General features: G+C 63.0%; 18 protein-coding genes. 9 read left to right on the top strand and 9 right to left on the bottom strand.

The features are described 5' to 3' along the window. Nucleotides 1-7: 7 nt before the first annotated feature. Both V5E97_RS28110 and V5E97_RS28105 read right to left on the bottom strand, forming a co-directional pair. Nucleotides 8-2410: a protein kinase domain-containing protein gene (locus tag V5E97_RS28110; protein ID WP_406694877.1), complete on the bottom strand. Its 2403-nt coding sequence runs from the start codon at nt 2408-2410 to the stop codon at nt 8-10. A gap of 61 nt (nt 2411-2471) precedes the next feature. Then, entirely contained in the window at nt 2472-3044 is a 573-nt protein-coding gene (locus V5E97_RS28105; RefSeq protein WP_406694876.1) for a sigma-70 family RNA polymerase sigma factor, read from the bottom strand. Nucleotides 3045-3978: 934 nt separating this feature from the next. On the opposite strand from V5E97_RS28105, the gene V5E97_RS28100 reads away from it, so the two are divergent. Beyond that, nucleotides 3979-5754: a hypothetical protein gene (locus V5E97_RS28100; protein WP_406694875.1), complete on the top strand. Its 1776-nt coding sequence runs from the start codon at nt 3979-3981 to the stop codon at nt 5752-5754. An 18-nt stretch (nt 5755-5772) separates the two neighbouring features. On the opposite strand, the gene V5E97_RS28095 is transcribed toward V5E97_RS28100, so the two are convergent. The 5 genes from V5E97_RS28095 to V5E97_RS28075 all read right to left on the bottom strand — a co-directional run bounded on the left by V5E97_RS28095 (nt 5773) and on the right by V5E97_RS28075 (nt 12389). Further along, nucleotides 5773-6504: a glycosyltransferase gene (locus V5E97_RS28095; RefSeq protein WP_406694874.1), complete on the bottom strand. Its 732-nt coding sequence runs from the start codon at nt 6502-6504 to the stop codon at nt 5773-5775. Nucleotides 6505-6540: 36 nt separating this feature from the next. Then, on the bottom strand, nt 6541-7560 hold the full coding sequence (locus tag V5E97_RS28090; RefSeq protein WP_406694873.1) for an NAD-dependent epimerase/dehydratase family protein: 1020 nt from the start codon (nt 7558-7560) through the stop codon (nt 6541-6543). Then, nucleotides 7557-8756 (bottom strand): nucleotide sugar dehydrogenase, encoded by a 1200-nt coding sequence (locus V5E97_RS28085; protein ID WP_406694872.1) that lies wholly within the window; start codon nt 8754-8756, stop codon nt 7557-7559. The genes V5E97_RS28090 and V5E97_RS28085 overlap by 4 nt, the downstream gene beginning before the upstream one ends. 703 nt (nt 8757-9459) lie before the next feature. Continuing rightward, entirely contained in the window at nt 9460-10704 is a 1245-nt protein-coding gene (locus V5E97_RS28080; RefSeq protein WP_406694871.1) for an aldo/keto reductase, read from the bottom strand. Between the two features lie 602 nt (nt 10705-11306). Next, the gene (locus V5E97_RS28075; RefSeq protein WP_406694870.1) at nt 11307-12389 is read right to left on the bottom strand and encodes a DUF1559 family PulG-like putative transporter; all 1083 of its coding nucleotides are present in this window, start codon (nt 12387-12389) and stop codon (nt 11307-11309) included. Nucleotides 12390-12519: 130 nt separating this feature from the next. Here V5E97_RS28075 and V5E97_RS28070 point away from each other — a divergent pair, with 130 nt between their 5' ends. Further along, nucleotides 12520-13593: a substrate-binding domain-containing protein gene (locus V5E97_RS28070; RefSeq protein ID WP_406694869.1), complete on the top strand. Its 1074-nt coding sequence runs from the start codon at nt 12520-12522 to the stop codon at nt 13591-13593. A gap of 69 nt (nt 13594-13662) precedes the next feature. On the opposite strand, the gene V5E97_RS28065 is transcribed toward V5E97_RS28070, so the two are convergent. Next, a complete protein-coding gene (locus V5E97_RS28065; RefSeq protein WP_406694868.1) occupies nt 13663-14544 on the bottom strand; it encodes an alpha/beta hydrolase fold domain-containing protein in 882 nt (293 codons plus the stop codon). Nucleotides 14545-14991: 447 nt separating this feature from the next. On the opposite strand from V5E97_RS28065, the gene V5E97_RS28060 reads away from it, so the two are divergent. From V5E97_RS28060 to V5E97_RS28050, 3 genes are read left to right on the top strand one after another with little or no spacing between them, the layout of a single operon-like run. Continuing rightward, the gene (locus V5E97_RS28060; protein WP_406694867.1) at nt 14992-15609 is read left to right on the top strand and encodes a hypothetical protein; all 618 of its coding nucleotides are present in this window, start codon (nt 14992-14994) and stop codon (nt 15607-15609) included. After that, nucleotides 15609-16643 carry a DUF1559 family PulG-like putative transporter gene (locus V5E97_RS28055; RefSeq protein ID WP_406694866.1) on the top strand — a complete coding sequence of 345 codons (1035 nt, stop codon included), beginning with the start codon at nt 15609-15611 and terminating at the stop codon, nt 16641-16643. The genes V5E97_RS28060 and V5E97_RS28055 overlap by 1 nt, the downstream gene beginning before the upstream one ends. Nucleotides 16644-16676: 33 nt before the next feature. Then, nucleotides 16677-17024: a hypothetical protein gene (locus V5E97_RS28050; protein WP_406694865.1), complete on the top strand. Its 348-nt coding sequence runs from the start codon at nt 16677-16679 to the stop codon at nt 17022-17024. A gap of 120 nt (nt 17025-17144) precedes the next feature. On the opposite strand, the gene V5E97_RS28045 is transcribed toward V5E97_RS28050, so the two are convergent. Then, the gene (locus V5E97_RS28045) at nt 17145-18176 is read right to left on the bottom strand and encodes an endonuclease/exonuclease/phosphatase family protein (RefSeq protein WP_406694864.1); all 1032 of its coding nucleotides are present in this window, start codon (nt 18174-18176) and stop codon (nt 17145-17147) included. Between the two features lie 351 nt (nt 18177-18527). Between V5E97_RS28045 and V5E97_RS28040 the strand changes: the two genes are divergently transcribed. The 4 genes from V5E97_RS28040 to V5E97_RS28025 all read left to right on the top strand — a co-directional run bounded on the left by V5E97_RS28040 (nt 18528) and on the right by V5E97_RS28025 (nt 22746). Next, complete coding sequence (locus V5E97_RS28040) at nt 18528-19550, top strand: methyltransferase (RefSeq protein WP_406694863.1); 1023 nt, start codon at nt 18528-18530, stop codon at nt 19548-19550. 170 nt (nt 19551-19720) lie between these two features. Further along, nucleotides 19721-20602, top strand: coding sequence for an alpha/beta fold hydrolase (locus tag V5E97_RS28035; protein WP_406694862.1), 882 nt, complete (start codon nt 19721-19723; stop codon nt 20600-20602). Between the two features lie 854 nt (nt 20603-21456). Next, a complete protein-coding gene (locus tag V5E97_RS28030; protein WP_406694861.1) occupies nt 21457-22194 on the top strand; it encodes a type 1 glutamine amidotransferase domain-containing protein in 738 nt (245 codons plus the stop codon). Between the two features lie 144 nt (nt 22195-22338). Further along, nucleotides 22339-22746: a hypothetical protein gene (locus tag V5E97_RS28025; protein WP_406694860.1), complete on the top strand. Its 408-nt coding sequence runs from the start codon at nt 22339-22341 to the stop codon at nt 22744-22746. Nucleotides 22747-22796: the final 50 nt, after the last annotated feature.

Raw genomic sequence — 22796 nt, 5'->3', positions numbered from 1 at the left:
GGGTTCTCTAGCGGGAACCGGATGACTTGCCGGCCACCGATTTCCAAAATTCGGCGGCCGGCTTTTCATTGATGACCTCGAGCCCAGTGAGCGAATGCAACAGCGCCTCGCGATCGGGCCGGTAATCAAGCCGGATGTTCGTCAGCGGCATTTTCTGGATCGGTGTCAGGTCGTTGATACGGGTGCTGAGGATGCTCAGTTGGGTCAAGCCCAGCCCCCGTATCGGCGTCAGGTCGGAGACGGGCATCTCGTCCACGAGCAGCTGTTGGAGTTGTGCTTGACCAGCGAGCGGGGTGAGGTCCGAAATCGGCAATCTCCCCAGGTTCAGGTAGCGCAACGGCATCCCGTTGAACGTGTTCAGGTTGGAGACTGCGTGAGTAGCCCCATACAGATCCAGCCACCTCAAGGGCATTCCGTGAAGCGGGCTAAGGTCCGAGATTTGGGTTTGCTGGGCCGAGAATACCTGCAGTTTCATGCCCTTGAGTGGGGACAGGTCGGTGACCCGAGTCTCACCACAACCCAATCCCCACAGGGGCATGCCCCGAAGGGGTTCGAGGTCGGACACAGGGTTGTTATGAAACATCAGGTTTTCCAGTTGCAGCCCCCGCAGTGGTGTCAGGTCAGAGAGCTTTCCCTTCATGAAAATGTTGCCGTTGCACATGAGGGTGCGGAGTGCCCGGAGTGCCCGCACCGGTGAGATGTCATGCACCTCGTCCGTCACAAATTGCAGCTCGGCGACCTTCCCGTCCGCGAAAGTAGGGGTAACCTTGCCGTCGAAGCCAGGATTCAATTCCAGGAGCCGTCGCACCACGGCCCCGACTTGCTTCTCAGGCGGCAGGTTGGCGACCGATCGCTCCCAAGTCTCGGCGTCAGTGGGAGAATTGAAATCCTTACTGATTCGAACGACCCTCCGCGCGTCGCGGGTGACGGTGACCAACTCTCGCTGCATAACCTTCCCGTCCTTACTGGCCCGGACCTGGTACGCGCCCGGCTTCAGTCGGATTTCTCGGGCCCCCGTTCCGGTGATGACCAGGTCGGTGTCGTCGATCGCGACGCTGACGGCGGGGTCGTCGACTTCCACGACCAGCGTGCCGTCGGGGAAGAACAGACGAACGACCGTGCTCCGGACTTTGGTGACGCCAATGGCCTCGCTCGCCCCCAAGCCCGCGGTCAACAGCACGATCGCAGCGATCGCGCGTAACCAGCGGGGCCAGTGACTCACCTGCAACGCGGGCTCGTCCGCAGGCGGCTTCATCGGCCTCTCTGATGGCTGAGAGGGTATAGACTTCGGCGGCGGCATCTGCGGCTCGGCGAGGCGCCGGCTCAGCTGTTCGGCGACCTCGGCTGCCGTTTGGATCCGGCCAGCCGGATCCTTCACGTGCAGCCTAGCGATGAGAGATTCCAGCCAGTCAGGAATGGCCGGGGCGACCTCACGCAACGGACGGGGATCGTGGTCGCAGACACGTTTGAGGACGGCGATCATTGTGGTTGCCCGGAACGGGGCCTCACCCACGCAGAGGGCATAGAGAACAGTGCCGAGGCTGAACAGGTCGCTTCGGTGGTCAACCTGCTCACCGTTGGCCTGCTCAGGCGACATGTATAACGGCGTGCCGGCAATGAACCCCGACTGCGTCAAGCTGGGGTCATTCACGGCCCGGGCCAAGCCGAAGTCGGTGATCTTGACCCGATCGACGCCGTTCTCCAGCAGGATGTTGGAGGGCTTGATATCCCGGTGGACTAGTCCCTGGGCATGCGCGGCGGCCAGCCCGTCGGCGACCTGGAGGCCGATGCGCAGGATATCCAGCACCGGCAGGGCTCCCTCCCGATTGAGCCGCTCCTGGAGCGTGCAGCCATTAGCGAACGGCATCACCAGATAGGGGACTAACCCTTGGTCTTCGACGGCGTGGATGGCGATCACATTGTCATGGTTGACGGCGGCCGCGGCTCGTGCCTCACGCACGAAGCGCTGCCGGGAGGTGCCGAGGATCGCCAACGTCGGGGCGAGCGCCTTGATCGCCACGTGACGATGCAGCTTCTCGTCGAAGGCCCGCAGCACGATCCCCATGCCTCCCTGGCCAACGACCTCCAAGACTTCATAATGCTCCAGCCGGCCAAGGGAGTCAGGCCTGGACGATGGGGTGAGGAAATGGAGTAGGAATTCGTCCTCGGGCACCGATTCTTGGCCGACCGACTTGGCCGACGGGGCAAACGCGGCCATGTTCGCCGCCGCCTCGATTGGCCGCTCAAGAAAGCGCCCGACCCGCATGTGGGCGGAGAGAAGGCGTTCAATACGACGACGCAGCGCCTCGTCTTCTCCGCAAACGTCGACCAGGTACGCGGCGCGTTCCTCCGGCGTCGACAACGCCAAGGCGGCTTGAAAGATCTCTTCCTTGGAAGGTCGCTCGGTCATGCCTCGGCTCCGGGGCAGGGTACTCGCCAGAGTCCAGTGCGCAGGATACGACCGCCCCCCCTCACTGGTCGGACGAGATTTCTTCGCTGCCCTCGAGCTCGCTGAAGAGCCAGGCACGTGCGTAGCTCCACCAGCGTTCGGCCGTGGCGACCGAGATTCCAAGGATTGCGGCGGCCTCGGGGGTCGACAGGCCAGCGAAAAAGCGGAGTTGGACCAGCTCCGCCTTGGCGGGCTCCTCGGCGGCGAGCCGGGTCAGCGCGTCGTCCAGGTCCAACATGTCCTGTGGCGACTCTTCGAGGCGGTGGAACTCCTCCAGCGAGATCCGATGCCTCCCGCCGCCCCGCTTCGAGGCCTGCTTCCGCCGAGCGTTCTCGACCAAAATGCGCCGCATGGCCTGCGCGGCCGCGCCGAAGAAATGCCCCCGGCTGTTCCACTGCGTCCCTTCCTCACCAACCAGCCGCAGGTACGCCTCGTGGACCAGGGCCGTCGGCTGGAGCGTCTGGCCGGCCTGTTCTCGCGTCAGGTGCCGTGAGGCGAGTTTGCGAAGCTCATCGTAGACCAGGGGCAAGAGCTCCTCGGCTGACTTCGGAGCATCGTTCTGGATCGCCCGGAGGATGCGCGTGACTTCGTTCATCGACTCAGTCCCGAATCCTATGAGCCTGCGAAAAAGTACGATTCTAGACGCGAATCATCGTACATACCGCATCTCGACCCGGGTGATTATCTCCGAATTCCAGGTGCCCCGCTAGCTCAGCCCTCCGCCGCGTCTAATAGTTCCAGCACCATATGCCGCAAACACGCCAGATTAGTCGCCAATCGCACAAACGCGTGCATGTCATAGCGTTTTACTCTGCCATGATTGCGATGTACAGAATACCATAAATACAAGTGCAACCCTGTGCCGGATTGTGTCACAGGGCTGATTTCGACCAATTTGATTCACTAAGATAAAATCATTTCAATCGTTAACATTCATAACAAGCAAATCTTTCTACAAAATAGCTTAGTCCAAACACCAGAAATCTTCGATTCGTCTGACCCTGTCGCAAAGCAGCCAGGAATAGGCTTCGGTGACTTGACAGTTTGAGTTGAAGGGGGAGGCCGCCCCGTGGTGGATTGGGGCGAGACCAAGATCGTTAGCACCACAGTGGACCTACCCCAAGACCACGCGATCGCTCCGCACCGTCGTCCGCAACGCCGCTGCAGTCTTCTCGGGATGTTACGGAGTGGTCACTCGCCGCGCCGAGCAGGCCGGTTGCAGCCGACAGACACTCTCCCAGCATGCTCGCTCACGGATACGTCGGGGCGTTGGGAGCAGTTCCGGACGCGGATCGACCGCTCCGGATTCCCGTTGGCAGCATGACGGCCCTGCCGATTGTTACATAAAAAGGCAGCCTCGTCCCGGGTGATCTGACATAGGAACCGTAATCGGACCTTGCCGGTAGGGGCTCCACGGTATTGATCGAGGGCGACAAGGTTGTCAGACTTCCAGCATCGCTCGGCATCATCCTCCCGGCAGCACCGTCACCGGAGCGGTTCATTGCCAAGCCATATGCTAAGGACGAATCATGCCCCGGCCGAATCGCCCGGACACTCTAGAGGCCTTTCCAACTCCGCCAAGGTTCGCCGAGCCGACAGCCTTCCCGGAGCCCGGGGCGAAGACGTTCGCGTGGGGCGTCTGGGCGATGATGACGTTCGGGGCGATCGCGTTCGTCGCGCACTACCGGACCGACGTCCCAACCTGGGACGACTATCACATGGTTCCCGCCGTGGTCGGGGCGCAACAGGTCACGCCCGAATGGCTCTGGGAACAGACCAACGAGCACCGGATCCCGGTGCCCAAGCTGGCGCTCGTGGCCTTCGGCCGGGCGGCGGGTGGTGATATTCGCGTCGGTATGTTCTTGAGCGTCGCGGCGATGTCGGCCCTGGCCGCCGCCATGATCGCGCTGGTCGGGCGGATGGGGGATGGCCCTCGGGCCAGCGACGCGTTCTTCCCGGTCCTGCTGTTGCACCCGGGGCACGCGGCGAATTTTCTGTGGAGCTTCCAGATCACGCCGCTCCTACCGACGGCCCTGGCAACGTTCTTCCTGATCCCGATCGCCGGGCAAAGGAGTTGGCCGGGCCCGAGAATTGCCGCGGTCGCCGGGGTCGGGCTGGCAATCCTGCCCCTGTGCGGGGGCAACGGCGTGGTATTCGTGCCGCCACTGGCCCTCTGGCTGATCGCCGCGGCGACAGCCGAGTTCAAGTCGGGGCGGACGAGGCGTGGGGCGATGATCACGATGGCGACGCTGCCGGGCCTGGCGCTGACGGCCGCATACTTCCGGGGGTTCCACCCCGTCCTGCACCCCGAGCCCCCAGGAGGCGCCCTGGACGGGCTAAGGACGGCCGTCCAGTTTCTGGCCGTTGGGGTCGGCGAGCCGGCCGCCTGGGCCTGGCCGTGGTCCGGCGTGGCGACGATCGGGCTCCTGGGACTGGCCGTTGCTTGGGTGGTCCGCGCGGGGGCGACCCGGCCCTGGGAGAGGCCTCGTGCCGTCGGGCTGGCGGCGTTCCTGGCAGGCGTTGCGGCATTGGCCCTCGCGGTCGGGTGGGGTCGGGGCTGGGCGAGCGACCGCGCTGGGTTCGCGGACCGTTATATCGCGATGGCGGACCCGGCGTGGTGCTGGCTCGCCGTCGCCGTTCGCTTGTACGCCCCGCCGGCCCTGGGCCGGATCGTCGCGAACGTGCTCTTCGCCCTCGTTTGCGTACTCGCCTGGCCGAACGCGGAGGTCGGGTTGCGGCATGCCCTGGAACGGAAGGCCCAGGCCGAGGCCCTGGCGCGTGACGTCCGCGACGGCCTGGCGCCGTTTCAGATCGTCCGAAGGCACACGCCCTACCTCCACCCGAACCAAAATGAGGCTGCCCGACTCCTGCCGATCCTCCGCAAGGCCAGGGTCGGCCCCTTCGGAGCGCTCGCGGACGACCCCCCGTTCCGTGAGGTCCCCCTTCCCTTGAATCCGGTTACTCTCCAGATGGTGCGTTGGGAAGGGTTCACCGCGCACGCCACAGGGGTCGATCCCCTGATAACCTTCGCCCTGGCCTCGCCCCGATATGTCGCAGGAATCCGGATCAAGTACTCGCACACGAACGCCCAGGGAGCCCCGGCCCGGTTCCAGATCTCCTGGAAAGGACCTGGCGAGGCTTACAACGACGATCGCCGCCACGCCAACTGGAACTTCCCCACGGGCAACAACAAGGAGGCAACCATCTGGGTCGACGGCGTGATCGATCGCTTTCGCATCCAGCCGGATAATCAGCCGTGCGATTTCCAGGTCGCCGAGATCACGTTGCTGGAGCCGGCCCAATGATCGTGGCCGCCGGGTGTATCACGCACCGCGGCGACCTGGGCGATGCGTCATGGCGAAGAAATACCACTTCAGGTAGTGCGGCAGCCAGGCGCGGAGACGGAACCGCGACTCGCCCGCCGACCGGTCCCTCCAGACCGAAGGCAACTCGCCGACCTTGCGTCCCTTCGCGTACGCCTTCGCCGTGATCTCCAGGGAGTAGGCGAACCCTCCCTGGCTCTCAATCGGAGTCTCCACGAGCACCGAGCGACGGTAGGCGCGGAAGGCGTTGGTGGCGTCGTGGGTCGGGAACCCGGCGAGCCAATGGAGGCTCAGCCCCGCGACCCGCGACATCAGGCCCTTGAGGAACGGCCCGCCCTGCTGCCGCCCGCCCTTCATGTAGCGCGAGGCGCAGACGATGTCGTAGCCGTCTCGGCGGATCATCTCGACCATCCTCGGGACGATCGCGACGTCGTCGGAGAGGTCGGCCATGGTGACGACCACCACCTCGGCGGTCGTCGCGGCGATCCCAGCGCGAATCGCGTGAAGGACGCCGCGTCCGAGCGTGTTGCGGATCGCCTGGACGTTGGGGAACTCCTCCGCCAGTGAGCGGAGGACAGGCAGGGTGTTGTCCTCGTCGAAGTCGTAGACGACGAGCACTCGATTCGCGAGCGAGACCTTCTCTTGGATCTCGCGAAGCGCCCGCTCGATGTTCCCGCCCTCGTTGTAGACGGGCATCACAAAGTCGACGTCCGCCGTAGTCACGCCGCTCACGATCACCTCGCTGGCGATGGGTGGTCCAACCTCGGGTCAGATACCGCCGGCCTCGACCTGCTCGCGGATCCAGGGAACGATCTCGTCGAGGGCCCGGGATAGGGGCGTAGTTGCCTCGAAACCGAGGATGCGGCGGGCCTTCTCGACCGACGGGACTCGCCTCTGAACGTCGTAAAGGTAAGGCGGGTCGGATTCGATCCGGGCTGGTCCGTCGCCGCGAACCTTGGCCCAGCACAGCTCGGCCAGCTCGCGGACCGTCGTCCCCTCGGCCGTCGAGAGGTTGAAATCTTCGTTGGTGGCCGCCAGCGACTCGATCGCCAGCCGGATGCCTCGCGCCAGGTCGCCGCCGTAGGTGTAGTGGCGGACCTGCCGGCCGTCGCCCAGGATGCGGAGCGGGTCTTGCCCCTTGACTAACTTCTGCACGAGGTCGGGGACGACATGGCTCATCGCCAGGCGAACGTTGCCCGATAGCACCTGCTTGCCCGAAAGGGCCCGGCGCTCGCCGATCCCGACGCAGTTGAACGGCCGGACGATCGTGTAGGGGAGCTTGTATTGCTCGAAAGCCCCCCGGGCAAAATATTCGGTCGCGAGCTTCTGGAAGCCGTAGGTCGACGCCGGGGGCGGACAGCGGTGCTGCTCCCCCTCCTCGGTCGGGAAAGTGGTGGCGGACTCGAAGACCATCGACGACGAGATGACCGTGATCTTTTTCAAGGACCCCGCGCGATGGGCTGCGATCGCCGCGTCGAACGAGGCCGCGGTGATCCTCTCGTTCTCGGCGATCAGGTCGTACGCGAGGTCGTGGAACAGAGTAATCCCACCGATAATCGCCGCGCCGGCGACAAAGTGGTCGCAGCCTTCGAGCAGCTCGCGCAGCAGGGACACGTCCTTGGCGTCTCCGACGACGCCCCGGTAGCGGGGATGTGCGTCGTAGGCCCGTTCCAAACTTCCGTATTTGGAGAAGTTGTCGAGCCCGACGACCTCGTGACCGGCGTTGAGCAGCTCTTCGACGAGGTAGCCGGCGATGAAGCCGGCCGACCCGGTAACCAGGATCTTCACGTCAGCGCCGCCCCTTTCCCGAACAGGTTCCAGATGTCGATGACGGGCTTCGCCACGGTCGGCCCGAGCGCCCGGTACTCGCGATGGGGGGCGCCGATGATCAGGAGATCTGCCCGACTCAAGACCTCGTCCAGGGGGAGGAACGACGGGGCCTCGATATGGGGGTCGGTGCAGAGTACCTCGCGCGCCTCGTATTCGAGGATCTTCCGCAGTTTGTAGGATAGCGACTCGCGGGGGTCGTCACTGTCCGCCTTGAAGGCCATGCCGAGAATGCCCACGCTCATGGTGCCCAGAGGGTACTTGCCCTTGAGGTGGCGGACGATGAAGTTGGGCAGCCCCTCATTGACCAACATCGCGGCGTGGCCCAGAGCGAAGTGGTTCTCGTAGGCGGCCGCGAGCTGCATCGTGTCCTTGAGCAGGCATGGGCCGGCCGCGAACCCACCCCGAGGCAGCCCGGCCATCCGGGGATAGTCCCGGGTCATCGCCTCGAAGATCCGGTAGAAGTCGACGCCGAAGTCGGTCGCCATCATGAAGAACTGGTTGGCGGTGGCGAACTGGATGTACCGCCAGGCGTTGGTGAAGATCTTGGACAGCTCCGCCTCAACCGGCTCGAGCCTGACGATCGACCGCGAGATCCGGCCGAACAGCTCGGCGGCCATCGCGAAGGCCTCGTCGTCGCAGCCCGCGACGATCTGGGGCAAGGTGGCGAACTCCTCTATCGCGTGCCCCTCGGCGACCCGTTCCGGGCAGAACGCGACCCGGACGTCCCGGCCCGACGCTTCCACCAGCTCACGGACCTTCGCCGTCGCCCCGGGGAAGACCGTGCTCCGCAGGATCAGGCACTGGCCGTCTTTTAGGTGAGGCAGGAGAGAGACGAAGAACCGCCTCATGGCGTGGAAGGTCGGGTTGAGGTGCTCGTCGACCGGCGTGCCGATGATCACGATGATGTGCCGCGACGCGGCCACCATCCCCGGGTCGTTGGCCACCTCCAGCGACCGGCCGATCACGTCCCGGAGGATCGCCCCAGCGCCCGCCTCCATGAACGGCATCCGCCCCGCGCGGACCGTCGCGATCGCCTCCTCGTCAATGTCATAGACGCTGACCGACAGGCCTTCCCGGGCGAAGCTCAACGCCAACGGCAGGCCGACGTGTCCACACCCGCCGACGACGCAGACGTCATATCGAAATTCCGCCACGATCGCCCCCACTCGGCCAGGCAATCCAGGCTCGGGGCATCAGCCGGCCCGATCCCGAATCTGTACCACTATAACACGCTGGTGCCGGTCGTCGCGACGACCGATACGATTGCCTCGATCGCCGTTCCCTTGCCCCAAGTGCGAACAAATCGTTATCTGTACCGCCGAGGAGCTCCATGGCTCTATCCAGGACTACGCCTCGTGGCCGCTCTGTTGTCGTGCTTTGGATGACGATAAGATTCTCGATTATTGAGCACAGAAGGGACGTTCGGCCCCTGCTGATTGACTACAACGCCACTTGGGGACCAGACAGAGCCTTCCCATACTGCCGCATATCATCCCCATCCTCGACCGAACTGCACCAAGATATCGCTGCCGGATTGGCCAAGAAAACGATCGAAGAGGCATACGGCCAGTGTCACGACTCTAGGCGGAGGCGGATTGTCGACCCGGCCACTACCATCTCCCTATTTTTGCTCCAGGCCCTCCATGGCAATACCGCCTGCCAGCATGTTGTCCACTTCGTCAACTGGCTGTTCATAGGGCTAGATTCACTGACCGCAATAACTAAACATTACTATATGCCAATCCATTTTTATTTCTCGGCTTGTCGTTTTTCAAGATATGATGAGGGCCGGCCGGAACCATGGTCATGGTCCCGGCCGGCCCTGGAGTTCCTGCTCAGATGTTGACCGTCAAAGACTCAGGCCAGATACCGGTCAGCATCGGGGAGGAGCTTCGCGAAGTTCAGCTTGTTCGGACACGCGGCGCGGGCGGCCTCGAGATCGGCGCCGGCCCAGTCGCGAGCTTCAGGGCTGAGGGCGGCGTACTGGCGGCGAGCCTCGACGCGAATACCGTGGTGCTCATGGTAGGTGAGGAACCGGGTCAGGTCGCCGAGCTCGGCCTTGGTACCGGCGGCGACGGAGCAACGGCCGTCGCAGTCAGCGCAGAGGGTCGGGCCGAACGCGAGGGCGGCGTCGCGAAGCTGCTCGATCTCGGTCGTCTTGAGCGGCTCGTAGCGGCGAGCGGCGTCGGCATCTTCACGAAGCTGCTCAGTCGTCTTGATCGAGACGCAGGAGCCGCTGATCCGTTCGTCGGTCCAGATCGCGTGGAGCAGGCCCTGATAGGGGGACAGCTTCCGCTCGGCGAGCATCGGCGCCCGGCGAACGACCTCCTCGAGCACGTTGAACTTGGGCTTGGCGGGGAACTGGCCAGCGACCTGCTTCATCGAGATCAGGCCGACCCCCTTGCTGTAGCAGGTGTCGAGCGCCTTGTTGAGCGGCGAGTCCTTGTCAAGCCAAGGAGTGTACATCAACATAATTGCGTCGACGATCCCTCCCTCGGCCGCCGCCTGAATCGTCTGGGCGCGGTCCTTGTGGTGGGTGGAAAAGCCGACGAACTTCGCCTTCCCCGACTTGCGGATCGCCTCGGCCGTTTCCTTGAACTCCTGTCCCTTGACGAAGTTGATTGACTCGTCGAGCGTGTGGTGGTCGCCGAGCCCGTGGACGAAGTAAAAGTCGACGTAGTCGGTCCCCAGCGCTTCCAGCCGCTGGTCGAGCATTTTGAGCATCTGCTTGGGGGTGTCGACCTCATCCTTGGTGACGAGGACAACGTCCTTGCGGACCTCGGGGGCCTGCTCGAACCACTTCTTGAAGCCGGGTTCGGTGCCGTAGAGGTTGGCGGTGTCGAAGGTGCGGACTCCGCTGGCGTAGGCGAGCCGGAGCAGGCGGTCGAGCACACCGCGCTCGCGCAGGGCCCCGGTCCCCATCTCGAGCAGCGTGATCTCGACGCCCGTCTTGCCCAATTTTCGCTTGGGAAGCGTCGTGGGCTTGGCCGCCTCATTTTGAGCTTGCAGGCCCGTGGCCGCGCCCAGGGCCGCGGCCGTGGCAAGCGCACCGGCCTGCAGGAATTCGCGTCGATCGGGGCTGTTCGTCTGGTCGTCGGACATCACTTCGGACTCCTCGTGACGAGTCTCTGACATTCCGTCGAGATTAATCTACCAACGAGCTGGCCCTTTGCCTATCGGTCTTGAGTTCGGTCGGCAACCGAAGCTCACCACATCGCATGGCAATATCCAGCATCAACAAGCAACACACAATCCTGGGATTCCGGGTTGCCCGAAGTCAGTCCGGCGAGTGAACGGGACGAGGTCTTGAACGAAACACCCCGAGCGAACCCTCCACACCGGCGAGGTAAGGGAAACGCCAAGACCTGAAAAACATCAAGTGCCAATATGTAACCTTGTAAGTCCGTAAAAATGTTGAGCAAAGACAATATGCGGCACTTATTGGAAGCGAGGGAGAGGGCACGGTTCGGCTTCCATTCAGCGGTGATGACTTTGAGAGTCTGTCCCAGAAGGTGAATCCCACGGGAGCTTTTGAATGATCTGCTGGGTGCCATGCGGTTCCGTACTCGGAACCCATGCGGGAATGCCTTGGCCTGGCGCGCACGGGTTCCGAGTACGGAACCCGTGGCACCCAAACGGCCTTCAATTTTCGGTTTCCCTGAACTTACGAGACAGACTCTGAGAAGAAATGGCCTGAACACCGACTAGAACGCATCGGCCGAGATGACTTCGCCGCCGTTGCGGCTGCCCAGTCCCTGCCAGCCGGCGACGTTGACCGAGTCTTTGACGAACTGGACGTGGCCGTCGCAGAAAAGGGAGTTGGCTCCGCCCGAGTGCCGGCTCCTTGAGGTGATGTTGAGGGAGAGGTTTTGCCAGTCGGCCGCGCTCTTGTCGCTGTGCGGCAACCCACCGCGACAGTCGTACCGCTTGTCGTTGGGGGGCCGGCGGTGGTTGTACATGCTGTGCCCGGGCGCTCCATACAGCCACTTGACGCCGCGAGTCGGCTGAAAGCCGGTCGGTGGGTTGCGGCTCAGGCACAGGCTCACGTAGCTCGCATCGTCGGTGATCGGCGGGCCATTGCCCGCCGAGTTGTTGCCCGTCAGCACGAAGCCGGCGAGCGGGTCGCGCAAAAAGACCGTCTGGGAGTTCAGGCCGGTGGGTGAACCGTCGGTGGAGCGGATCGTCTCGCTGATCGCGACCGTCTGCGATGACCCGTCGGTGATCGCCGCAATCGACACCGCCGAGTTCTCGTAGAAAATTCCGTTCGGCGCGACCATCCCCGTCGGCGGGGTCTGCACCACCGAATAGCCCGAGCCCACGTTGAGCAAATAGCTGTGCACTGCGTAGGGACCGCCCCCGACCGGAACCAGGGTCGGCCCACCGTCCGACGGACAGAGCAAGGTGCTGAGGACGGTGATCGCCGCAGTCATGTTCACCGCGGCGCTCGAACTGGTGTAGTCCGGGTCGGGGTTCATGCTAAAGTTCATCGTGTTGAACAGCGACTGCAACTCGAGCTGAGGCATCAACTGTGAATACGCCCCCCAGCAGTGGCCGTTGCCGGCCACGTACGTATTGATCCGTCCGGGGGGAAATACATTGCTGACCGAATGGTAGTTATGCATCGCAAGCCCGATCTGCTTCAGGTTGTTCGCGCACTGAATCCGCCGAGCCGCCTCGCGGGCCGCCTGCACCGCGGGCAAGAGCAAGGCGATCAGAACCGCAATAATCGCGATGACCACCAACAACTCGATCAGCGTGAACGCGGGCCGGCCTCGTACAATTCTCATGGGAATCGAGCCCAAGCGGTGGGGATGACGATCTCAGGCTCCGCCTGTTATCATCGTGCCAGAATGCGACACAATCATACCGACGCCCCCGTTATACTCTGACCCCTCGCCCGCTACAAGTCTGGCGGAGATGGACACGATCATGGCGCAACTCGGCGAGTTCGCGAGTTTTCTCCGGGAATGGCGAGACCGTCGGGGGTGGTCTCAGGAGGATCTGGCGCGACGGTCGGGGTTATCTCGCGCGGGGGTGAGCGCGATTGAGACGGGTCGGCTCGTGCCCTCGGCGGCGGCGGCGCTCGCCTTGGCCGCCGCGCTGGAGTGTCGCGTGGAAGATCTGTTCCGGCTCCGCAAACCGGAAACCGGAGCACCCACCTGGGCCTGGGAACCGAGGCGTGAGCCCTGTCGGTACTGGGCGGCCGAGTTGGGGGGCGAGGTCCGGCTCTTTCCGGCCGAACCGAGTCCGCTCGGGATGGTTCCCCACGATGGGGTCGTGCACGAAGGGACGAGGCAGGCTGGGGAGCCGACCGACCCGGAGCGAACGCTGATCATGGCCTGTTGCGACCCGGCCGTCGGCCTGCTGGCCGCCGAGCTCGCGCGCGAGGCAGGGGTCCGGCTCCTGGCGTTTCAGCGGTCGAGTCGTGCCGCCCTGACACTGCTGGGCCAGGGCCTCGTGCACGTCGCGGGGGTTCACCTGAGCCGACCTGACGAGCCGGGCGGGAATGCTGGAGTGGTCCGCACAGAGTTGGGGCCGGGGTACACGCTGCTCCGGGTCGCCCACTGGGAGGAAGGGGTCGCCCTGGCCCCTGGGCTGGATCTGGCGACGGTCGGGGCGGCGATTCGGTCGGACCTGCGCTGGATTGGGAGGGAGTCCGGGTCGGGAGCCCGCCAGTGTCTCGACGAACTGCTGGCGGGCCGATGGGTTCCCAACCGCCTGGCCTCCGACCATCGCGGGGTCACGGAAGCCCTCCGCGGTGGCTGGGCGGACGCCGGCGTTTGCCTCCGCCTGGTCAGCGAAGAGGCCGGGCTTGACTTCCTGGGCGTCCGCCAGGAAGCGTACGACCTCTGCTTCCCGACGCGCTGGGAAGACGACCCCCGGTTCAAGGCTCTCGTTCAGGCCGTTCGCTCACCGGGCTACCGGCAGTCGCTGGGAGATCTGCCCGGCTATGACAGCACGGCCGCCGGCGCCCTGCAACGGGTGAGCTAATCGTGAACGAAAGCCCGGCATTGAGCCCCCGGATGAAGTTCCCCCTGACACCCAGGGCAAGCATACAATTCAATCGGAAACCTTGGATTGAGCTTCGATGAACGCCCTCGCCTGTTTGATGACCTCATCGTTAATACTCATGTGCCCTGCTTTGGAATAATGGTGAAAGACGTGCGGGGCGCCAACGCGTTTTAGAGCCTCGCCCATGCGAAGGCCGACGGCGATCGGGACGGACTTGTCATCGTCGGAGTGTATGATCATGAGTGGTGTCATCTTTTGGCTGACGTGATTGACTGGCGAGGCCAGCACTCTTGCTCCGGCCAGGTCGTCCCCCACCGGTTTCCAGAGGTCGCCCCAACCGCCGCTCGACAGGTCGTAATTGCCCGACACGCTGATGACGGCGCGCACCTTGTTGCTCGCCTTTTCCCAGCCTCCGGTCCGCGGAAACGGCCCGTCTCCCAAAGTGGCCGCCAGCGAGGCCATGTGCCCCCCCGCCGACTGGCCGATGAGGAATATCCGGTGGGGGTCGATGTGGTACTTCTCGGCATTGGCATGCACAAAGCGAATCGCGCACTGAACGTCCTGGTAGCAAGCGGGCGCGGGGGTACAGCCGAGCAACCGATAGTCGATCGCAATCGCGAAAAATCCAAACTCAGCCCACTGTTCGACCTTGATGGCCGAGGCATCGCGTTTGTCACCGCGGAACCATCGACCTCCGTGCACGGAAATGATCGCCGGGATCAACTCCGTCGACTTGGGATAGGCGACGTCCGCTAACAAGCCTGCCCCTTGGACCTGCCCGTACACGAGGTTCTCAAGCTTGACGATGTTCGAGTGGGACGACGGCTCCCCTTGATCGGCCGATCCGACCTTCGGTGACTCGGCGGCGAATGCCAGCGACGACGTCAACAGTACCAACGGCAGAACGTGTCGAATCAAGGAGGCAAGCATGGCTGTTGGGGTTCCTGAGGCCTGGGCTGTCGTGGCGAACGCGTGAGACGGCTCACTGGGGAAGACTTCCGTGGAACGGCTCCTCCCTCGAAATCAAACTGTCCCCCATCCGGCGCCTGTTCGCGACCGAAATCTGATTCGATCCTCGCCGTACTCTTGGTTTTCTGGAGCCCCCGCCAGCGGCATCGTAATCCGACACTGCATGCCAGGCCTTGAACAGGTCATCACGGAACGATCCGAGGGATTTCGACCGGGCGAAAAATTGTCGAGCGACCGGTTTCCCCCAACTTACCCCTTGAAACCTTGGCCCCAAAATCCGACAATTGTCCCAGGACTGACACCGGCTGTCCTGAAACTCAGAGGCCCAACGCCATGTGGCCGATTTCCCGCAGTTTCTTTCTCACTTCTTGCTTGATTGCCTTGCGCCCGAGTACCGCGGTTGCGGGCATGCCCGTCCTGATGCTTTCCGACGTCGCGCGGCTCCGGGTGCAAACGATCTCTTTCTTCTTGGCAGGCTTCCTGGTTTGTGCCTGGGGCATCCAGTGGGTCTGGAATTCGCTGCGAGGGGACTTTCCCCGGCTCCCCCGCCTCACCTACGGAAAGGCGGTCGGAGTCGTCGCGCTCTGGGGACTGCTCTTCCTTCTCGTCCTCACGATGATCTCGGGGGCGAGGGAGCTCATGACCCCAGGCGCCTGGCGGAAAGCAGGGTACACCTACAAGTTGCCAGCCGAGACCACGCCGCCGATCCCCGCGGAGGAGTCGGCCCGCCGCCAGAGTCTCGATCGGCTCCGAGGAGCGCTCTGGACTTACGCCCGGGGGCACAACGGGCAATTCCCGGCTGACTCGAACGACCCTGCCATTCCCGAGGCGTTCTGGCTGTTACCCGACCCCTCGGGCATGCGCTACGTCTACCACGGCGGGCAGGTCGCGGACCGAGGAGCGACGCCCCTTGCACTCGAACCCGACCTCTTCGACAACGGTCGGCTCCTGCTCCTGACCAGCGGTGAGATCCGCTGGATGAACGCTCAGGAAACACAAGGGAACGTGGAAGCGAGGAACCCCTGATGCGTCGATGCCTTAAATGGGGAAGCCTAGGGTTCCTGACCCTCTTGCTGATCGGATGTATGGGCTTCGCCGTACCAATCGATCTTGCCTCGAACCTCGCCTTGGGTTGGCTGATCTTTCTGGGCCGATTCGCGGAGATTCAGATCAATGGTGGCGGCCTGATCACTGGCCTGGTTTGCCTCACCTTGTTCGCGGGCGGTCTGCACCTCTTCCTGGGTTGGCTCCATCGCCAAATTCAAGGGGAGGGGGGAGACCCGCCCGCAACCCCGTGGAAGCGATCCTGGACCACCTCCTTGGTCGCGATCATCGTGCTGATGTTCGTCGCCGGGCTCACGAGCGTGGGCGTCGCCCACCAGACGGGTTGGCTACTGACTTCCAGCGAGCCCCTCCTCTCCAGTGGCGGCATGATGGCGGCAAAGCGATCCCAATCGGTCAACAACCTCAAACAGATGGGGCTGGCTCTCCATAACTATCATGAGTTGTCCGCAAGTCTTCCTCCAGGCGGGACATTCGACCCCCAGGGGCGTGCTCATCACAGTTGGCAGTCACTGATCCTTTCCCAGGCGGAGAATCATGTCGTCTACAATCAGATCAATTTTGACCTCCCTTGGAACGACCGAGTCAACACCACGTCTTTTCGGACCGTCGTGTCCTTTTATTTAAATCCAGGAATCCGCTCAGCCGAGAGAGACAGCAGGGGTTACGCCCTCAGTCATTACTCCGGAAATGCGTTGGTGCTCGGGGGCGATAAGAATCGCGTTTTCAACGACATCACCGACGGTAGAGAGCACACGATCATGGCGGGCGAGGTCCCCGCAAAATTCAAGGCTTGGGGCAGCCCGACGAACTGGCGTGATCCCGGCCGAGGAATCAACCAGTCTCCCGACGGATTTGGCAGCCCATTCCAGAGCGGAGCGAATTTCTTATTCGCGAATGGCTCGATCCGGTTCATCCAGAACACGATCAACCCGCGAATCCTCAAGGCGCTGGGGACTCCAAGCGGGGGCGAGTCGATCACGAACGATAGCTATTGATTCGGGCCAGTACCTTTGGAGAAGGAGAAGATCATGACCGGAATCCACGCTCCCTTCGGATCCAGAGAATGGCGCGCGTCGTGCGTTCAACTGAAGACCTGGCACCTCGGGTTGCTCGTCTTGTACGTGGCGATCGCCATCGTGAACGTTCAGGATCAGCGTCAGACGGATCCCGCCTTGATCGCGTTGGCCTCGGCGGGCCTCGTCGCTTATCCCATCATCGGATGGCTCGCCTGGCAGGGCGCTCGTCGGTTCGAAGCCCGGCTCGGGCCGATGCCCGTGCTGATCCTCTACCTCATCGCCATGGCGGGGCTCTTCCTGGTGGCGACCATCATCTATCTGGTGCTCGAAAACCATTATCTCGTCGGCGGTGGCTTCTGAGTCAGTGGGCCGTTGGCTCGGAAACAGGTGCAGCCCCGTCGGGATTTCTTTTCAACGATCCGCGATCGAGCAAAAGCACCGATGATTCTTGCGGTCACCGCTCCCGATGTTTTCACCCCATCAGGGCGGCAGAATTTCCAAGTCACAAATCACCATGCGATGATCCGAACACCGGGTCTTCGCAACGAAGACATTCAGCGTTCGAAGCGAGCTCGATGACCAAATCTGGTCGATCCGAAGAAAAGGAACGTCATTGATCACGGTATTTCCCCAGCCCCGTCCCGCCTCGCGGAAAGTGTCGTGAAGCCGAGGCGAAAACGAACGAAATGCGGCGTCGCCTTGCGGCGCGTTGAAGTCTCCTCCCAGGATTATGGGGCGGGTTGCGGGGATCGCCTTGAGGCTACGAACGATCGTTTCGACTTGCGTTCGCCGCTTCCTCCGATTCTCCGCTTGCTCACGCCAACAGTCGGGGGACCAGAGGTCGAGCCGAAAGTGAGCGGGCACCAGCCTCGTGCTAATCACCTCGACCGTGAGGCCCGAAGCGAGTTGGGTTTGCGCCTGGACGAAGTACGCTCGCTGGTTCGGCGGCAAGTCCGAGGCGACAACTTTCCCCCGTACAAGCAACGTGGCGTCGGGCCCATAAACGACGCTCCCCTCCACCCCGAAGAATTCGCGAGCCAGCGTCTTGACCACCTCTCGGTTGGGTGACTCCTGGAGCAGCACGATGTCAGGGCGAAATCGCGCGACTTCGCGCGCGGCGTTCGGATTCCCGATCGCGCAATTCAAGGAGACGACCCGCACGGCTCGTCCCCCCCGCGTCGGGGTATCGTGCCTGGTTAATGACCGGAGCAAGCTCCACGGTTCCTCCGCCAACGCGAAGAAGAAAAAGCTCCAGGCCAAAACAAGGAACAGGCCCCAACGACGGCCCTGAAAACCTCCTCCGACCGCGGCAAGGGTGAGGCCTGGGAAAAGCCAGGCCCAAACCGGGAAGACCGTGATCGCCGCGCACGCGTCGGGCTGCACGACAAAGATCCACATCAGGGCCAGCCACAACAAGGCCGACAGCCCCAACGCCGTCTGACCCAACGCTCCGCGCCAGTTCAGCACTCGCTCCGGCCGTTCGCTCTCGGCGCGAGACTCCCGGGGGATCAACCGGCCCGCTCCTGATCACCGATCGCATGGCTCATCGTCATCGCGTGTCGCTCTCTCCTCACCAATTTCGATTCCATTTGGATTGAGGCGACCATCCCGATCCCGGCGTCGGGTCGTTGATCTGGCCTGATGCCAAGGTAGGGGGTCGCATTTCTTATTCTCTCACTTCGCTCGCCACCGCACCACTTTTGGGCCACGGAACCTGCATCAGCGAGCCGTTTCCACCATTCACTTATTTTCGATCTCGTTGACATTTCAGACAGATCACATCGTCATTCAAGATGTATTGCGTCGGGCAAAGCACCAAGATAAGGTCTCGCCCTTCCCCAGTTCATGCCCAGGAGGATCTGCGTGACTCAGGCAACTCTCTCCCCTGCAGAGCAATTATTCCAGATCATCAACAGTTTCTGGACTTCGCGGGCGGTCTACGTCGCCGCGAAGCTCGGACTCGCCGATTTCGTGCAGGATGGGCCGAAGACGGCCGCGGAATTGGCCGTGGCGACGGGCACTCACGCGCCCTCGCTTTACCGCTTACTCAGGGCGCTGGCAAGCACCGGTCTTTTCCTTGAGGATGAGCAAGGGCGATTTGCGGCGACGCCCCTGGGAGATGCCCTCCGGTCGGGTGTTCCCGGCTCACTCCGAGCGACTGCGATTTCGGAATTGGGCGAAGACCACTATGACGCCTGGCGCGACGTCCTGCAGAGCGTGAAAACCGGAGAGATCGCCTTCGATCACCACTTCGGGATGCCCGTCTGGGAGTATTACGCTCAGAATCCGGAAGTCGCCAAGGTCTTCAATGAGTCGATGTCCGGGCTCACCCGGTCGATCGAAGACGCAGTGGTCCAATCCTGCGACTTCGCCTCGGCCCGCACCGTGGTGGACGTCGGAGGGGGGCAGGGCACCTTCCTGGCCGCGATCCTCAAAGCAAACCCAACCGCGAAGGGTCTTCTCTTCGACGCGCCTCAGGTCGTCGCGGGGGAGCAAAACAGGCTCGGTGCGGAGGGGCTGAACGGAAGACTCGAGGCTGTCGGCGGTGACTTCTTCGAATCGGTCCCAACCGGCGGAGACATTTACACACTCAAGTGGATCATTCACGACTGGGACGACGCCAAGAGTGTCGCCATCCTCCAGAATTGCCATCGCGCAATGGCTCGAGGGGGCCGGCTCCTGCTGGTCGAGTCGGTCATCCCGCCACGGAACGAACCCTCACTGGGCAAGTTCATGGACTTGAACATGCTCGTGATGACTGGTGGACGAGAGCGAACCGAAGAGGAGTTCCGCACACTCCTCGCGGCGGCTGGCTTCCGGCTCACGCGGGTCATTGCAACCCCCTCGCCGGTCAGCGTGATCGAAGCCGTTCGCGAGGAAGATTGATCCCTCCTGGCCAAGGAATCGGCCTCTTACCTCCGCGGCCCCATTCCCGGCCCTCGAGCCGGATGTGCCCGCGGAATTTCACTCTTTGGGCTCGCCATTCGCATTACTCCCGTGGGCGTAATTCTTGGGACGCTCGATCGGCGACTTCTTGCGAAGGGGCCCTGCATCCGATGGCAACACGCACCGAGCCGATGGCTCCCCAATTGGCTCCTCCGACCCTGCCCAGGTGGGCCGAGCAGTTCATCGAAGCGAACGGGATGCGCACCCGGTTTTTCCAGGCAGGCCAAGGTCCGCCGTTGCTGCTGATCCCGAGCGTGTTCCTCCAGGCTGCCAGCTACCGGGGAACGATTGAAGCCCTCGCCGAGCATTTCCAGGTGACCGTGGCCGAGATGCCGGGCTCAGGGCTTTCGGAGCGTGTGAAGCAGCCCTGGGGATTCGCCGAGGGGGCTGATTGGGCGGCCGCCTTGCTCGACGCCTTGAATCTGGATCGGGCCCTCGTGGTCGGCCATTCGGACACGGGAGCCGTGGCCGCCCTGATGGGCGTGCGCCATCCCAGCCGGCTCGACGGCCTGGTCATGGTCGACAGCGTGGGCGGCCTCCCTGGTGCCACCTGGTGGAGTCTCCTCAAGAGCCGGCTTCGCGACGGCCTGATGGAAGAATCTCGGCTCAACCTGCCGTTGACGCCTCATATGCTCGCCAACCTTGTGCGTCATACTCGCAACTGTCTCTACCATGCGTTCTGGCTCGCGGCCTCGACCGAACCGCTGGAAGTCGCCCCCCAGATCGAGGCGCCGACCTTGCTCGCCTGGGGCCGCCGCGACTACACGTTCCCCCCTCACTGCGCGGAGCGGTTCCATGCCGCGATCCGCGACAGCCGGATCGCCTGGTCCGAGGCTAGCCACGACTGGCTCATCCTTCACCCGCTTGAGTTCGCGGACGCCGTGGCCGCGTTCGCACGCGAGCAGGGGCTGTTGCCCGCCGGAGCGTCTGACGCAATCCGCGACAGGAGTCGCCCCCCATGCTTTTCGCCCACTCAACCCAACCTCTATTGAGGGCGAGAAACAAAATGCTCACACTTTGTATCTTGAAAGCGCGTCCCGTTCGGGGCTGCAAGCCTCTCGACCGACCGGGACCACCCGTAAGGCCGTCTTGACCTGACAAACGCCGCACAGGCAAAGCCGGTAAGTGTGCATCACAAGCCCAGGAGCCACCCGACGGTCAACCATGGAAAGGACGCGACTTCACGATGATGACCATGAGTCTTTGCGAACGATGCAGTTGGATGAGGGTCATCACGTCGGGTAAAGGATCAAGATTCTTGCTCTGCGAACGTTCGCAAGCCGAGGCTCGGTTCGTGAAATACCCGAGGCAGCCGGTCCTCCAGTGCCAGGGGTACGCCGAGTCGAGGACACCAAAACAAAGCTGAGCGCTGGGGACCGGCGAACGCCGATCGCTTCAGGGCCGCTCGCGGTCCAGCGCCTTCGCAAGGTCGTTGGCGGCTCGGCCTGGAAAACCCACCCCTCGCAGCTTCGCCAAGATGTCGCTCCCCCTGAGTGGGACCGACAAAGTGTCACCCGATCCCGGCCTCAAAGCCGACTCGCCCGCCGTCCGCCGCTCCCTCCTCGGGGCAATCGCCTCTATTCGCAACATCTTTTCCCGTAGAACGATACGACGGCCCAACCGAAAGATCTCGGCCGGCTCACCTCACATGGCGCACCCCTTGCGTCTGGTTCTTTGAGACCAAGGATCAATCGTTCTGGACGGGGAGAGGCCTGGAGCGAACAGGGAGACATTCCACCGCGAGCAAATGCGTAAGAGCCTCCTTGATTTGGCCTTCCGCCATGGTCGTCGCCGGTTCGATTCTCCTTCCCGACCACGAAAGCTCCGAGGAGAAAGGAACGACATCATGCTCCGGCTACTGATGGTCGTGACTGGGGCCAATCAACTGACGTTGGGTGATGGAACGATCCGAAAGACCGGCTTCTGGGCCGAGGAACTCGTCGTCCCCCATAAGTTGTTCCAATCGGCCGGGCTGGTCGTGGAGATTGCCACGCCAGGCGGAGTGGAGGCCCCCCTTGACCAGGAAAGCCTGGCCCCGGAGAAAAACTCGGGGGGAGCCAAGATCATCAAGCAGTTCAAGGACTACCTCGCCTCCCTTGAGGACCTGAAGCGCCCGCTCGTACTGGAAAAGCTCTCCAAAGCCCAGATCGATTCGTACGACGCGATTTATTTACCAGGGGGCCATGGCCCCATGCAGGATCTGGCCCACTCCCAGACCCTCAGGGGAATCCTCAATCGCATGCAGGAGGACCAAAAGCTCATTTCCGCCGTCTGTCACGGCCCCGCGGGGCTTCTGCCGGCTACCCAGGCGGACGGCACCTGGACGTTTCAGGGTTACCGCCTCACTGCGTTCACCAACAAGGAAGAGAAAGAGGTTGGGCTGGCGGACAAGATGCCCTTCCTCCTTGAGACCCGGCTTCGCGACCAAGGGGCCGACTTCCGGTCCGGCAAGTCCTGGATGCCTTATGTCATCACCGATCGCAACCTCGTGACCGGGCAAAACCCCGCCTCCTCCTTTGGTGTCGCGGAAGCCGCCATCGCCCAACTGAGCGCCCAGGTCTCGAATTCATTCCGGGGCGTGTGATCGGTCCCGCGCACGGCCTCGGTCGGCCCAACGGAGAAGCGATTCGGACCCAAGCCCCAACGGGGCATTCCCGTCAAGCCCGGAGCCCCGAACCTCAAGGAACCCAAGCCCTTCGAGGGGACCATTTTTCGGGGAGACTCAATCATGGTGGATTTGCGCGGACTCGAAGAACGGATCGTCCGCAATGGACGGGTGGAAGGCCATGAGATCGAGGTGCTTCGCAGTGCCTTGTCCACAACCGACGGCACGCTCCATCTCAGAGAGGCCGATTTCCTGGTCGAGTTGCACAAGCGAGTACAACAGCGCACGCATGCCTTCGAGCGGTTCTTCTACAACTCGATCAAGAAGTACATCCTGGCGGACGGCCGGATCGGGCCCGAGAAGTCGGAATGGCTCCGACGCATGGTTCTTCACGACGACAAAATCGAAGATGAGGAACGTGAGTTCCTCCGGCAACTCAAGGGAGAGGCCGCGGAGCTCAGCCCTGAATTCGATGCCCTGTTCGGAGAATGCATGAAGTATCCGCCAGAGCAGCGCACCTCGGGAGGTTGACCAGTCGCCACGGCTTGGCCGGGATTCTCAGCCTCTCGTTCTTTTCCAAG

The sequence above is a fragment of the Singulisphaera photorubra genome (assembly GCF_045290345.1).
Classification (GTDB): domain Bacteria; phylum Planctomycetota; class Planctomycetia; order Isosphaerales; family Isosphaeraceae; genus Singulisphaera.
Note: the sequence above shows the minus strand (reverse complement) of the source record. Positions and strands in the feature narration are given on the sequence as shown.